The 12,811-nt window shown below is 64.2% G+C and carries 15 protein-coding genes and 1 pseudogene; 5 read left to right on the forward strand and 11 right to left on the reverse strand.

Annotated features, from left to right (window positions below; genetic code table 11):
* Positions 1-14 precede the first annotated feature (14 nt).
* From LRS08_RS14640 to LRS08_RS14670, 7 genes and pseudogenes are all read right to left on the reverse strand, one after another.
* Positions 15-998: pseudogene (locus LRS08_RS14640) on the reverse strand (conjugal transfer protein TrbE); the annotation flags it as partial.
* Positions 992-1,273, reverse strand: a complete 282-nt coding sequence (locus LRS08_RS14645; protein WP_257842989.1) for a VirB3 family type IV secretion system protein — start codon at positions 1,271-1,273, stop codon at positions 992-994. The gene LRS08_RS14645 and the pseudogene LRS08_RS14640, both read right to left, overlap by 7 nt.
* Entirely contained in the window at positions 1,273-1,602 is a 330-nt protein-coding gene (locus LRS08_RS14650) for a TrbC/VirB2 family protein (RefSeq protein WP_257842986.1), read from the reverse strand. Before LRS08_RS14650 ends, LRS08_RS14645 begins: the two co-directional genes overlap by 1 nt.
* Complete coding sequence (gene trbB / locus LRS08_RS14655) at positions 1,599-2,588, reverse strand: P-type conjugative transfer ATPase TrbB (RefSeq protein WP_257842985.1); 990 nt, start codon at positions 2,586-2,588, stop codon at positions 1,599-1,601. Before trbB ends, LRS08_RS14650 begins: the two co-directional genes overlap by 4 nt.
* Positions 2,585-2,989, reverse strand: coding sequence for a CopG family transcriptional regulator (locus tag LRS08_RS14660; protein WP_257842984.1), 405 nt, complete (start codon positions 2,987-2,989; stop codon positions 2,585-2,587). The genes trbB and LRS08_RS14660 overlap by 4 nt, the downstream gene beginning before the upstream one ends.
* A gap of 3 nt (positions 2,990-2,992) precedes the next feature.
* Positions 2,993-5,011 carry a conjugal transfer protein TraG gene (locus LRS08_RS14665; RefSeq protein WP_260480881.1) on the reverse strand — a complete coding sequence of 673 codons (2,019 nt, stop codon included), beginning with the start codon at positions 5,009-5,011 and terminating at the stop codon, positions 2,993-2,995.
* A 476-nt stretch (positions 5,012-5,487) separates the two neighbouring features.
* Positions 5,488-6,351 (reverse strand): endonuclease/exonuclease/phosphatase family protein, encoded by an 864-nt coding sequence (locus tag LRS08_RS14670; protein WP_260480882.1) that lies wholly within the window; start codon positions 6,349-6,351, stop codon positions 5,488-5,490.
* 179 nt (positions 6,352-6,530) lie between these two features.
* On the opposite strand from LRS08_RS14670, the gene LRS08_RS14675 reads away from it, so the two are divergent.
* From LRS08_RS14675 to LRS08_RS14685, 3 genes are read left to right on the forward strand one after another with little or no spacing between them, the layout of a single operon-like run.
* A complete protein-coding gene (locus LRS08_RS14675; RefSeq protein WP_257842982.1) occupies positions 6,531-6,728 on the forward strand; it encodes a hypothetical protein in 198 nt (65 codons plus the stop codon).
* A 3-nt stretch (positions 6,729-6,731) separates the two neighbouring features.
* Positions 6,732-6,950, forward strand: a complete 219-nt coding sequence (locus LRS08_RS14680) for a DUF5818 domain-containing protein (protein ID WP_257842981.1) — start codon at positions 6,732-6,734, stop codon at positions 6,948-6,950.
* A 45-nt stretch (positions 6,951-6,995) separates the two neighbouring features.
* Entirely contained in the window at positions 6,996-7,208 is a 213-nt protein-coding gene (locus LRS08_RS14685; RefSeq protein ID WP_312026623.1) for a hypothetical protein, read from the forward strand.
* Between the two features lie 164 nt (positions 7,209-7,372).
* Here LRS08_RS14685 and LRS08_RS14690 read toward each other — a convergent pair whose 3' ends face one another.
* The 4 genes from LRS08_RS14690 to alr form a co-directional block, all read right to left on the reverse strand.
* Positions 7,373-8,920 (reverse strand): MFS transporter, encoded by a 1,548-nt coding sequence (locus LRS08_RS14690; protein WP_257842980.1) that lies wholly within the window; start codon positions 8,918-8,920, stop codon positions 7,373-7,375.
* Between the two features lie 227 nt (positions 8,921-9,147).
* Positions 9,148-9,495, reverse strand: coding sequence for a RidA family protein (locus LRS08_RS14695; protein WP_257842979.1), 348 nt, complete (start codon positions 9,493-9,495; stop codon positions 9,148-9,150).
* A 20-nt stretch (positions 9,496-9,515) separates the two neighbouring features.
* Positions 9,516-10,772: a D-amino acid dehydrogenase gene (locus tag LRS08_RS14700; protein ID WP_257842978.1), complete on the reverse strand. Its 1,257-nt coding sequence runs from the start codon at positions 10,770-10,772 to the stop codon at positions 9,516-9,518.
* Positions 10,769-11,911 (reverse strand): alanine racemase, encoded by a 1,143-nt coding sequence (alr, locus tag LRS08_RS14705; RefSeq protein ID WP_257842977.1) that lies wholly within the window; start codon positions 11,909-11,911, stop codon positions 10,769-10,771. The genes LRS08_RS14700 and alr overlap by 4 nt, the downstream gene beginning before the upstream one ends.
* Before the next feature lie 117 nt (positions 11,912-12,028).
* Between alr and LRS08_RS14710 the strand changes: the two genes are divergently transcribed.
* Together LRS08_RS14710 and LRS08_RS14715 are read left to right on the forward strand one after the other, a co-directional pair.
* Positions 12,029-12,475: an Lrp/AsnC family transcriptional regulator gene (locus tag LRS08_RS14710; RefSeq protein WP_257842976.1), complete on the forward strand. Its 447-nt coding sequence runs from the start codon at positions 12,029-12,031 to the stop codon at positions 12,473-12,475.
* A 45-nt stretch (positions 12,476-12,520) separates the two neighbouring features.
* Positions 12,521-12,691, forward strand: a complete 171-nt coding sequence (locus tag LRS08_RS14715) for a hypothetical protein (RefSeq protein WP_257842975.1) — start codon at positions 12,521-12,523, stop codon at positions 12,689-12,691.
* Positions 12,692-12,811 lie beyond the last annotated feature (120 nt).

Raw genomic sequence — 12,811 nt, forward strand, 5'->3', positions numbered from 1 at the left:
GTCGGTCTGCAGCCGACATGGTCGCCGCCCAGTTCCTGGAGCGCGAGATCGGCATCGACGACCTTGTTGTCGGCATCGCTGTCGAGCAGGGGTGATGCCTGATTGGTCATCACTTCGCGCAGCAGCTGGGCGACCGACTTGCGCTTGTTGAACCACATCCGACGCAGCCGCGTCAGCGCCCGGTTCGCATCGGACTTGTCGAGCGCAATAAAGCGGCTCGTCCAGCGATAGCCGAAATCGAGATGGTTGAGCGCGTCGAGCAGACCCGGACGGCTCATATTGGGAAAGCCGGCGATGGTGAGCGTGCGCAGATGTTCGGCCCCGAGCATCGGCTCGAGCCCGCCGACCAGCGGTTCATCGACGATCAGCGCGTCGAGATAGATCGGCGTCTCGGGCACCGCGATCGGATGTCGCCGGGTCGAGACGCAGCCATGGAGATAGGTGAGCAGTTCGCCGGTGCCGAGCGCATCCATCTGCGGCATGAAGCTCGCGAAGAGATCCGCGATCCGGTCGGTCTGCGCCACAAAGGCGGAGAGATCCGCACGCCAGTCGCGGGCGGCGTCGGCCGCAGGGCGCTCGACCAGCCTGCGACCGGCGCGCTCGCCCGCATCGGCGGGCGGCAGCCAGACCAAAGTCATGTGAAAGCGGCTTTCGAAATGCGCGCCTTCCGCCTCGAACCCGGCACGGCGCTCGGCATCGACCAGTGCGGACGCGGGATCGGGAAAGGGGCTCTCAGGATATTCGATCGCCGCGCGGCGTTCGGCTTCGAAGAACAGCGCCCAGCCCGTACCGAGACGGCGCAGCGCATTGTTGGCGCGTGCACAGGCGGCGACCAGTTCGCCCTGCGTGGCACTTTCGAGATCGGGACCGCGAAAGGCGAAGCTGCGCTGAAAGCTGCCATCCTTGTTGAGGACGACGCCGTCGGCGACCAGCGCCGCCCAGGGCAGATGATCGGCAAGCCGGTTGGGCGCGGCGCGATATTCGCGCAGGTTCAGCATGGGAAAAACGCCCGCTGGCGCAGATGGCGCAGCAGCACCGGCGCGAAATCGGGATCGCGTCGCGCGGCGAAGACCGCGAGGCTGTGCCCAAGCAGCCAGAGCGCGAGGCCCGCTGGCCATTGCTGGAGCCCGAGCCCGATCGCGGCGGCAAGAGTGCCATTGACGATCGCGATGCCGCGCGGGGCGCCGCCGAGCAGCAGCGGGGCTGCGAGGCTCGCATGGATCGGTACCTCGAACCCCGGCACTTCGCTGGTGTCGGTGAATGCCCCCGCCATCAGACCAGCGCCCCGCCGCCAAAGCTGAAAAAGGACAGGAAGAAGCTCGATGCTGCAAAGGCGATCGAAAGGCCGAAGATGATCTGGATGAGCTTGCGGAACCCGCCGCCCGTCTCGCCAAAGGCAAGCGTCAGGCCGGTGGTAATGATGATGATCACCGCGATGATCTTGGCGACCGGACCCTGGACGGACTCCAGCACCTTCTGAAGCGGCTCCTCCCAGGGCATCCCCGATCCGCTCGCCCGGGCGGCGGTGACAAGCATGGCGGCTGCGAAGGCGGCGGCACCGGCGCGCAGTGCCAGCGCGCGGGCACGAATGGTCTGGGTCATCGTTCGGTCTCCTGTTGATCGAGGGCGGGAGGGAAGGGGGTGAGGACGAAGCCGCCCTGCACATCGAGCCCGGTCACCCGCAGTGGCGGTTCGACGCGGCGATCGAGGCCACGCCCGGCGATGAAGACGATCGCGTCGATCGCTTCGGCGATGAGCTGGCGCGGCACGGTGACGACGCGCTCCTGGACGAGCTGCTCGATGCGGTGGAGCGCGGCTGCGGCATTGTTGGCGTGGACGGTCGCGATGCCGCCGGGGTGGCCGGTGTTCCACGCCTTGAGCATGTCGAGCGCCTCAGGACCTCGCACCTCGCCGATGACGATCCGGTCCGGACGCAGGCGCAGCGTCGAGCGCACAAGGTCGGTCATGCTGACGATCCCTGCTCGGGTGCGCAGCGCGACGCTGTCGGGGGCGGGGCATTGCAGCTCGCGGGTATCCTCGATCAGGATCACCCGCTCGTCGCGGCCCGCCATCTCGGCGAGCAGTGCATTGGCGAGGGTCGTCTTGCCCGAGCTGGTGCCACCCGCGACCAGGATATTGGCGCGTTGCCCAACCGCCTGCGCGAGCGTGCGCGCGGTGTCCGCGTCCATCAGCCCGTCGGCGACATAGTCGTCGAGCCGGTAGATGCAGCTTGCCGGCTTGCGGATCGAGAAACAGGGCGCAGAGCTCACTGGAGGCAGCACACCCTCGAACCGCTCGCCTGCGCCCTCGCCATAGGGTGGAAGTTCGGCCGAGAGGATCGGTGCGCCCGCATGGACCTCGGTCCGGGCATGACTGGCGACAAGGCGGATGATCCGCTCGACCCGCGCCGGATCGAGCCTGAGCCCGGTGTCGCTGCGACCTTCGCCGAGCCGGTCGAGCCGCAGCGCGCCATCGGGATTGACCATCACCTCGACGACCAGCGGATCGGCGAGGGCGGCGGCGATCGCGGGACCGAAGGCGGTCCGCAGCATCGCGCGCGGACGCTCGGTGACCTGGGTGCCGGTCATCGTCCGTCTCGCGCGCGATTGTCGAGCGTGTGGCGCCCGGCGGCGATCTGGCGCCCGACCTGAGCCACGAACGCCTCGAACCGCTCGCGGGCGATCGCGCGCCCGGCATGATCATTCTCCGCGAGCGGCGCGTGGATCGCGAGCTCGTAGCGGATGAACAAAGCGAGCGATTCAAGCAGAACTTCCTGCCCGCGCTCGAGCCGACCAAGCGCGGCGCTCAGCCGGTCGAGGCGCGGGCCGAACCGGTCATCGAGTTCATTGGTGCCGAGCCGGGTCAGCCAGGTTTCGAGCGCCTGGGCGAGCAGTGCGGAGCGGGTGACGCCGGGCTTGGCGGCGAGCGCCTCGAGCCGCTCGCTCAAAGGGAGGGAGAGAAACAGCTGGTAGCGGACCTTGCGTGCCATGGCTCAGTCTCCAAGGCTGAGATCGGGGCCGCCGCGGCCCGCGGCTTCGAGGCCGTAGACGCTGCGCGCGGTGCCGAGTGCGCGGGCCTGATCCATGGCGCGCTGGTCGGTGACGGCCTCGCCATCCTCGTCGCACAGCCCGCCGAGCGGATCGGGGTTTTGCGCCGGAGCAAGCGGCGGACCTTCAAGCGCCAGCTCGGGCTCGCGCACCTGTTCGCGCCCGCTGGCCGCAACCGCTTCATCCGAGACGTCGGGCTGCGTCTCACTGGGCGCGCTGCGGGACGACCAGTCATCGCTGCGAGGTTCTGGCAGATCATGCCGACCGCTCCCCGCTTCGGGCGGCGCAATGACGCGCTGGATGAAATTGGGGTCCTCATAATAGCGCAGCTTGTGCGCCCGGATCGGCGGGATCCCCGCGACCAGCACGAGTTCGTCCTGCGCGGGAAGCTGCATGACCTCGCCCGGTGTCAGCAGGGCGCGGGCGGTCTCCTGGCGGCTGACCATGACATGGCCGAGCCAGGGCGCGAGGCGGTGCCCGGCATAGTTGCGCATCGCGCGCTGCTCTGTCGCGGTACCCAATGCATCGGAGATGCGCTTTGCCGTGCGCTCGTCGTTGGACGCGAAGGCGACGCGGACATGGCAGTTGTCGAGGATCGAATTGTGCTCACCATAGGCCTTTTCGATCTGGTTGAGGCTCTGCGCGATCAGGAAGGCGCGAACACCATAGCCGGCGAGAAAGGCGAGGCTGGTCTCGAAGAAATCGAGCCGACCGAGAGCAGGGAACTCGTCGAGCATCAGCAGCAATTTGTGGCGGCCGGGTTTCCCGGCCGCCTCGAGATCCTCGGTCAGGCGACGGCCGATCTGATTGAGGATCAGGCGGATCAGCGGCTTGGTCCGGCTGATGTCTGAGGGCGGTACGACCAGATAGAGCGACACCGGGGCCCGTGCCGCGACCAGATCGGCAATCCGCCAGTCCGAGACAGAGGTAACCGCCGCGATGGTGGGGTCGCGATAGAGACCAAGAAAGCTCATCGCGGTCGAGAGAACGCCCGAGCGCTCATTGTCCGACTTGTTGAGCAGCTCACGTGCGGCGCTTGCGACAACGGGATGGACGCGGGGGTTCTCGATCGTGCCGAGATGGTTGGTGGTCATCATGACGCGCAACGTCGCGGCGAAGGAGCGTTCGGGGTCGGAGAGGAAGGTTGCGACCCGTGCGAGCGTTTTCTCGCGCTCGGCATAAAGGACATGGAGGATCGCGCCGACCAGCAGTGCGTGCGAGGTCTTTTCCCAGTGGTTGCGGCGTTCGAGCGCGCCTTCGGGATCGACCAGGATGTCGGCGATATTCTGGACGTCGCGCACTTCGCATTCGCCGCTGCGCACCTCGAGCAGGGGATTGTAGCGCGTGGAGTCCGTGTCGGTCGGATCGAACCGCAGGCAATGCGAGAAGCGCGCGCGCCAGCCGGCGGTCAGCTGCCAGTTCTCACCCTTGATGTCGTGGACGACGGTCGATCCGCTCCAGCCGAGCAGGGTCGGGACAACCAGGCCGACACCCTTGCCCGAACGGGTCGGCGCGAACGCCATGATATGTTCTGGACCGTCATGGCGCAGATAGCGGTCGCCGAGGCGGCCCAGAAAGGCGCCCGCGTCGCCGAGCAGGCCGCCGCGCTCGACCTCGCGGCGGGTGGCCCAGCGCGCCGATCCATAGGTTGTGACGCGCTTGCTGTGGCGCGCACGCCAGAGCGAACCTGCGATCGCGGCGGCGCAGCCGGCAAATCCGCTTCCTCCGGCAATCATCCCCGCGCGATCGAAGATCGCGGGCGCATAGGCTTCGAAATGAAACCACCAGCGAAACAGCGCCCAGGGGCGATAAAGGGGTACGCCGAACAGCTTCGCCCATGGGGCACCAAGCTCGGGCTGATAGGCCAGCTGCGCTGCGGTCCATTGGGTTGCGAACCAGATGCCGCACAGCACGATTGCGAAGACGAGCAGGATCTGGCCGATGAGAAGTCTGGTCGGGGTCATGTAAGCCTCCGCCCGCGCGACTCGTTCGCCGGGCACGGCTCGCATCTTCCCGCCAATCAGAACGAGGCATCAGTCATCCGCTGGGGCATGCAGGGTACGGATCAGGGCATCCTGGCCCGGAAACGACGATTTGTGGTCTGCGATGCTTGTCCCGGCGAAGGCTAGCGAGCGACTTCGACCCCGTCCCGACACCGAACGAGCGCGGCAAGCCAGTTGGCCACGCGTCGTCCCACCATGTTCAGCGTCGCGAGAATGGGACCGGCGGAAGCGCGCGAAGCTCGCGATCGAGTTTGGTCACGCGGCCATCCTCATTGTGGCGCACGGCGTCGCAAATCGCGTCGAGCAACGCTCGCTCGCGCTCCTGCGGGTGCAGCGAGACCTGACGATTGACCAAAGATTTCCTCCGAATCGGACAGAAGAATATCGCATCCGGCGGCACATTCGCAGTACGGACTTACCCGTATCGGTCGATGAAGTCAGATTGACCATGCCACCGCAGCAGTGTCATTCGCAGTGCGCGCGCATCGCTCGCACGTCACAGGCGGAAGGTTACCGAGACCGGGCAATGATCCGAAGGATGCTGGGCTTCCGGAAGCCCGTAGCGATATTCGTCGAACGATCCCGGCTGAACCAACGAAGTGGCTACCGCTCCCGTGACGATGTGATCGATGAACTCGCGATAGCGCGCTTTGCAGGCCGCCGCGCGCCCGTCCCCCTGCGATATCGAGATCGGCCCCGACAGGATCGCCGTCGTCGATTTCAGAGTAGAAGGCGTCGCCGCGCGCGGCGATGCGGCGGTTCCAGTCGCCGAGCACGGCGAATGCATAACCCTCGCCAGCCCGCGCATCGATCCAGCGCTCGAGAACCGGCAACTGGCTAAAGAGGACCGGACAGTCGCGATCGGTGGGCGCATTGCCCGAGTTGCATCCTGACTTGAGATGCACGCCGAGCAACCGCAGCGGTCGCCGACCCTCGATGGTGATGTCGACTCCCCAGCGAAGGTCCGGGTTGCCGAGACCTAGCGCGGAAAAATCTGTATGGCGGGTCCAGCGCAGCCCCTTGCGGACCGCGAACCCCACACCCTGGTGGCGGATCTGCTGGCCGGGCGCGCCATAGCAGGAGTCGCCACGGCGTGTCTGTGGCCGCGCCGACATGACCACATCATAGCTGGCAGGATCGAATACGCGCTCGGCTGTTGCGCGGCTCTCGACCTCTTGGAACGCAATCACGTCGGCACCAAGCGCGACGGCATGCGCGCGCAGCGCAGCATAGTCTGCATCGCTGCGCGGTCGACAGCCTTCACCATTGCGCTCCGCGAGATGCTCGAGATTCCAGGTCACGACCTTAATCGTCTGCGGTGCAGGCGCGTCGGAGCCCCCGGAGGCAGGCGCCAGGCAACCGCCAAGTGAAAGCGCGGCGGCCAACGGAAGCAACATCGATCTCATCCGAACGCCCTACCGGAAGATCCGCAGTATCGGAATGCTATGCAGGCAATCGGCGCGACGCTATCCTGGGTTCAATGATCGACGATCGTGAACTCTGGGCCTGCGCCAACCTGCTGATTGAGCAGCATGGCGATCAGGCCTGGCTGGTGGCAGCGCAGCGCGCAGACGCGCTGCTCGAGCAAGGCGAAATCGCAGGCCACTACACGTTTCTCGGTATTCTCGAGCGGATCAAGGAGCTCGAACAGACAAAACCCGATGGGACGGTTCACTGAGCCATGCCCAACGGAACGCGCCATCGACTTACCGGGCGGCTTGCAGAGTCCCAGCGCGGCTATGTCCTGCGGATCGATGACGGCGGCGTTTACGCCCTCGACATCGGCCGCGAAGCACGCAAGCTGGTAGGCCAGCGCGTCACGGTCGAAGGGACGCGCTCGGGTTTCGATCGGATTGACGTGGACTGGATCGGAACCGCAGAGGGCGGCAAGGCAGTTTGACGACCAGTTGATCGGCGCTATTTTGCCAGCCGTGATCTCGCGTCTGTGTCACCCGAGGCGCTAGCGGCAGGCGTCGAACATGTGCGGGTCGATCTTGGGCTCGAAACCGATCCCGCGCGGCGCTTCGCCCTTTGGGCAATCCTGTTCATGCTCGATGCGGCGCCGGACCTGGAATCGACGTTCGAGAACGCTGCCGAGCGCGAGGCTGCTCGCAATTTCATGGATATCATGGACGCTGGGACTGACGCTTCGAGCTAGCGGCGATCCCGAGCAGGACGCGTGACTGCATTGCGCCCTAAGTGCCGTCGTTCGCCATCCCTCCGATCAGTCCCAAAAGCGGCCACTCACTCAGGCGGCGGGGAAAAGGGTTTCGCTAGAAACCTGATTTGCAGGGGCAAGTTGATAAGCGATCGAGCGTCGCTCTACTCCGCTTCCAACTCGCGGAGGCTGCGTCCCTGGGTTTCGCGCCCGAACCAGGCGATCATTCCGGCAGAAACCGCCGTCGGAACCACCAGCGCCAGCGCTGCACCCACCAGCGTCGGGGCGAAGCCCGCGAGGGCCGCAACCTGTACTGCGACCCCGCCGAACTTACTGCTTCCCGCGACCAACCCCGTCGCTCGACCTCGGGTGCCGAGCGGATAGTTTTCCGCCGTGTAGGGCAGCAGCACCGCGATCGTCCCGTTGGTGCCGATGATCAGCATCGCGATAACCGCGATCAGTACCGGTTCCCAGCTTAGCAGCCACGGGGGCAGCATCGCACCGATAAGGCCGGCAAAGGTCAGGCTGACTGTGCCAACAAGTGTCCATTTGCTGCTCCGACGGGCATAGAACAGCGCGGCCAGCAAGACGGTGGGGAATGCGAGCAGCGATGATTTGGCGAGAATTCCGCTCGCCACTTCGGCGCTATAGCCGCGGACCTGCAGGTCCGATGGAAGCCACAGCAGCAGCCCGAAATTGACGAAACTCCAGCACAGCGCAGTCATGACCAGCGCGGCAGTGAGGCGGTGATGTTCGGTACTTGTTGGCGTATCGGCCGGGGCCTCGATAGGTCGTGGCTTAGGCGCGAGGCCAAAGCGTTTCTGCATTTGCGCCAGTTCGGCCACGCGACCGCGTTCGGCGAGAAAGCGCGGCGTCTCGGGAATGAACCTAGCCAAGGCGAGCAGCAGCAATCCGCTTGGAAAGCCTTGAAGCCAAAGTGCGCGCCACCCGAAGTTCGGCTCGAGAACATAGGCCGCCCCGCTCGCTGCGAGATAGCCTCCGACCAGCCCCATGCCCCCGACCAGCACCAGCACCCAGCTGCGATGGCGCGGCGGCATCACCTCGGCGAGCAGCGTGTAGATCACAGGCAGCATCCCGCCTGCCGATATGCCCATGAGAAAGCACATCACCAGGTTCCAGGCGAAAGCCGGCATCGCCCCGCAGATGGCGGTCGAGACGAACAGAATGGTCGAAAGCAGGATCGATACGCGACGCCCATAGATGTCCGCCAGCCACCCCCACAGGAACGAGCCGACAGTGGTACCGGTGAGCGCGACCAGGGGCAGCAGCGCGACCTGCGAGCGCGCAATTCCGTATTCGGCGGCCATACCGGGCAGCACGAAGCCAAGCGTCGCCGGCTTCATGACGTCGATGATCAGCCCCAGCGTCAGCACCAGCAGGGTTGCCGCATGCCAGCGGCCGAGCGGAGTGGTGTCGGGAGCCTCGTAATTGGTACCGGCATGATCGCCATGGCAACCGCGCACCTTGGGCAACGCCCCGAAACAGGCAAGCGGCACGCCGATCCCGATCAGGGCCATGCCCAGCCCCATGCTGGCGTCCATCGGCATCCCATTGAGATGGTTGCCCATGCTGTGCGCCATTGCCAGCATCGGCAGATGCAGCAGCACCCCGGCGCTGATCGCGGCGCACCCCGCCCAGAAATAGGGGGCGCGCTCTCCGACGATCGATGTGCTTCCCGCTGCTCTCCCCATCGACTCGGACTAGGCGGAAGTCCCCGTCCGGACAAGCTACCTCACCACCGCGGGCCTTGTCCCATTCGGGAAACTGCCATCTTTTCGCGCGAGGCGCGGCTCGCCGGACGCGCGAACGTTGCGCGTACGGCCTACTGGCTGAATTTCAAAGGATGATCGAAAAGCATGAATGCGCTGCCACCGTGGCTTGCGACGGCCGTTAGTTCAGTGAGCTGCGGCTGTGCCGGTCAGGGCAGAGCAGCGGTGACGATGATCTCGACCTTATAGTCGGGAGTTGCGAGCTTGACCTCGCCAGTGGCACGTGCCGGCGCACTCTCGCCTCCGAGCCACTCTTCCCACACTTCGTTCATCGCAGCGAAGTCTGCCATGTCGGCGAGCCAGATGGTCACTTGCAGCAGCCGGCTACGATCAGTGCCTGTCTCGCCTAAAAGGCGGTCGATCGAGGCGAGAACAGCGCGCGTCTGCGTAGCTGCATCTTCACCGGGCTTTCCGATCTGGCCTGCGAGATAGACGATGCCACCGTGGGTAACCGCCTGGCTCATCCTTGCTCCGCTCTCAAAACGTTTGATCGACATCTGGTGGTCCTTTTGTGCAGTCAGTTTGAATAACGGTCGAGGCCGAGCCCGGCGATGTCGATCGCTGGTCGCTCTCCAGTCATCACGGCGGCAGCGACCGAAACGGAGCCGCATGCCATTGTCCATCCGAGGGTACCATGGCCTGTGTTCAGAAACAGATTGGACAGCCGAGTGCGACCGATAATGGGCGGCCCATCAGGTGTCATAGGGCGCAGGCCGCTCCAGAAGTTCGTTGGACCATCCTGCGCGGCTGTCGGAAATAGATCATGCACGCAATGCAGCAGCGTTGCCTCGCGCCGCGACGGAAGTGAGCGATCATAGCCTGAGATTTCTGCCATGCCGCCCACACGGATGCGCTTGCCCAGACGGGTGATGGCGATCTTGTATGTCTCGTCCAGCAACGTCGATACGGGCGCAGAGTCCATGTCGGCCACGCGCAAGGTGATGGAGTAGCCCTTGACCGGGTAGATGGGGAGTCGGACGCCAACTTGGCGGGCGAGCAACGGCGAGTGGCTGCCGAGCGCAAGGAGGTATGCATCGCCGCGGATCACACCTTTGCTGGTCTGCACACCGCTGATCGAGCCGTGCTCTTCTTCAAGACCAAGGATTTCCGTCGAGTAACTGAACTCAACTCCGGCACTCGAGAGCCGCTCCGCGAGACGCGCGGTGAAGAGGTGGCAGTCTCCCGTCTCGTCGTTAGGAAGGCGCAGCCCGCCCGCGATACGATCTCGCGCGGCGGCGAGACCTGGTTCGGCAGCTACGCACCCTTGCCTGTCCAGCAACTCGAACGGCACACCGTATGACCTGAGCACTTCTATGTCTTTGCCACTTGCATCCAACTGTTTGGCTGTCCGGAAAAGTTGCAACGTCCCGCGTGATCGCTCGTCATATGCGATGCCTAGAGAAGCACGAATGTGAATGAGCTCGTCACGGCTGAACTCGGCTAGGCGAACCATCCGACTCTTGTTCAGCGCATATCTGGCCTCCGTGCAGTTGCGGAGCATGGCAGCCAGCCAAGTGACCATAGCGAGATCGGCTGCGGGCCGGACGATAAGCGGAGCGTGCCGCAACATCAGCCAGCGGATCGCTTTCATGGGAATGCCCGGCGCTGCCCATGGCGACGCGTAACCCGGCGAGACTTCGCCCGCATTGGCAAAGCTCGTTTCGAGTGCCGCGCCGGGCTGGCGGTCGATTACAACGACTTCGTGTCCCGCCCGCCGCAGATAGTGCGCTGACGTAATGCCAATCACGCCAGCCCCCAGAATAACGGCTTTCATCGTCCGTCTCCCGGCGTCAGCGCAGTGCCGGCATTGCCATCAAGGTAGACGCGCGCATGGCGACGCCCCAGTTGCGTCAAGATTTCGTAGGGGATTGTCTCTGCGTCGCCGGCGACATCCTCAAGCGACTGCATAGGACCAATGAGATCGACGAAGTCACCTTCATGCAGGTCGCCGGCAGCTACATCCGAAATGTCGATGGTCATGCTGTCCATCGAAATCCTACCGACGATGGGTAACCGGATGTCACGGAACCATGCGGCGCCGACGTTACCAAGACGACGGGGCCAACCATCGGCATAGCCGACACCGATGGTCGCGAGCCGCCGAGAATTTGGCGTCGCGTAAGTGTGGCCGTAACCGACCGCGCTGCCCCCAGGAAGTTGGCGAATTTGGATGATCCGGCTGCGAAGGCTCACAGCCGGCATGATACCGAGGTACTCGGATTGTGGCAGAACGCCGTAAAGCGCGATGCCCGGGCGGACCAGCTCGAGATGGTAAGCCCCGGACAAGAATGTCCCGCAGCTGTTTGCGATCGAACGCGGGACACCGGGAAATCTGTCGGCGAGTTTGTGGAAGCGGCGCAGTTGCTCTTCGTTGACCGGGAGACGAGGTTCGTCGGCGCACGCCAAGTGCGTCAGGACCAGTCTCAAATCCAGCTCGTCCGATAATGAGCGATCCTCAGCTAATTGCTCGACCACCGCTTCCGATATGCCCAGCCGCGACATTCCGGTTTCGATCTGGATCGCCGCAGGCAACGCGGAACAGCGCCGGCGTGCCTCAGAGCGCCACCGTTCAATCTGCACGTGCGAATTGAGCACGGGGACAAAGCCGGCATCTGCACAGGCAGCCTCACCCCCGGGATCGATGCCGTTCAGGATGAATATGGTGCAATCCACCGACAATGTCGGGTGCAAATCCATCGCTTCGCACAGCTGAGCGGCGAAGAACGTGCGACACCCTTCGCGATACAGCGCAGACACGATTGGCCTAGCGCCGAGACCGTAAGCATCGGCCTTGACGACGGCCGCGCACTCCGTCGGCGAAACGTGGTCGCGCAGCACGCGGTAATTCGCACGCAAGGCGCTCAGATCGATAACGAGCCGGCTCGAGAATGTTGGGCACCCGATCATGTCCATCACTTCCCCGAAGGCAGTCTGGACGAAGCCGATGCGCTTTTTTAACCGATTCTGCGTAGAACTCTGCTATTTTGGGCAGAAGGTTGCATATATTGCGATAATTTGGAGGAATGCGCGATGACCGCACTCGACAGTATAGACCGCAGAATCCTGAACCAACTCCGTTTGAATGCGCGCGCCACGAACAGCGCGTTGGCGAAAGAGGTCGGGCTATCTGAGTCGGCGTGTCTCAGAAGGCTGAAGCTCCTCGAGCGCAGCGGTGTAATCCGCGGATACACGGCAATCATCTCCAGCGGCGATCCGGAAGAAGGCATCGATGCCGTTGTGCAGGTTGAGCTGGAAAGACAAACCGAGGAGTATCTGGCGCGGTTTGAAGCGGCGATGCGCAATCATGCCGAGATCCGGGAATGGTATCTGCTAAGCGGCGCTGGGGACTACATGCTCCGTCTGCGTGTTTCCGACATGGAGGATTACGCACTTTTCCATCGTGATGTGCTGTCACGGCTTCCTGGCGTCTCAAGGATCAACTCTAGCTTCGCTATGAGAAGCCATCGCAAGGCCTGAAGCGGCATTGGCCAAAACTGCCGCATTTGCGCGTGGCGAGAGCGGTTGTGGCCGATGTTCCCAAAAAAGCCAGCACAGCGAGATGATCGTGATGATGGCGACCGCGATCTGGGCGGAATTGATCAGCCGCCGAGCAGGAAAAATCTGGTGGTCGCACAGAAACTGGTCGAGCTTGCTCCGAACGACTTCGCTGGACCGAAGCCGCCGAAGCTGTGACGGTGTGGCTTTCCGAACGAAGGCGAGCACCTCCCGGAAGTCGGTGTGCGACAGCACGGGATATCGTGAGAGGAGAACGGCAACACGGCCGTCCGGGTAGGCGGCGGCGCTGATGCCAAA

The sequence above is a fragment of the Sphingomonas sp. J315 genome (genome assembly GCF_024666595.1).
Lineage (GTDB): Bacteria > Pseudomonadota > Alphaproteobacteria > Sphingomonadales > Sphingomonadaceae > Sphingomonas.

What these genes read in the sequence shown, in the direction of transcription:
- LRS08_RS14680 (WP_257842981.1), top strand. Translation starts at nt 6,732, where the DNA reads ATGCCCAACGGAACGCGCCATCGACTTACCGGGCGGCTTGCAGAGTCC.
- LRS08_RS14665 (WP_260480881.1), bottom strand. Translation starts at nt 5,011, where the DNA reads ATGACCCCGACCAGACTTCTCATCGGCCAGATCCTGCTCGTCTTCGCA.
- LRS08_RS14710 (WP_257842976.1), top strand. Translation starts at nt 12,029, where the DNA reads ATGACCGCACTCGACAGTATAGACCGCAGAATCCTGAACCAACTCCGT.
- LRS08_RS14700 (WP_257842978.1), bottom strand. Translation starts at nt 10,772, where the DNA reads ATGAAAGCCGTTATTCTGGGGGCTGGCGTGATTGGCATTACGTCAGCG.
- trbB (WP_257842985.1), bottom strand. Translation starts at nt 2,588, where the DNA reads ATGACCGGCACCCAGGTCACCGAGCGTCCGCGCGCGATGCTGCGGACC.
- LRS08_RS14660 (WP_257842984.1), bottom strand. Translation starts at nt 2,989, where the DNA reads ATGGCACGCAAGGTCCGCTACCAGCTGTTTCTCTCCCTCCCTTTGAGC.
- LRS08_RS14675 (WP_257842982.1), top strand. Translation starts at nt 6,531, where the DNA reads ATGATCGACGATCGTGAACTCTGGGCCTGCGCCAACCTGCTGATTGAG.
- LRS08_RS14690 (WP_257842980.1), bottom strand. Translation starts at nt 8,920, where the DNA reads ATGGGGAGAGCAGCGGGAAGCACATCGATCGTCGGAGAGCGCGCCCCC.
- LRS08_RS14650 (WP_257842986.1), bottom strand. Translation starts at nt 1,602, where the DNA reads ATGACCCAGACCATTCGTGCCCGCGCGCTGGCACTGCGCGCCGGTGCC.
- LRS08_RS14695 (WP_257842979.1), bottom strand. Translation starts at nt 9,495, where the DNA reads ATGTCGATCAAACGTTTTGAGAGCGGAGCAAGGATGAGCCAGGCGGTT.
- alr (WP_257842977.1), bottom strand. Translation starts at nt 11,911, where the DNA reads ATGGACATGATCGGGTGCCCAACATTCTCGAGCCGGCTCGTTATCGAT.
- LRS08_RS14645 (WP_257842989.1), bottom strand. Translation starts at nt 1,273, where the DNA reads ATGGCGGGGGCATTCACCGACACCAGCGAAGTGCCGGGGTTCGAGGTA.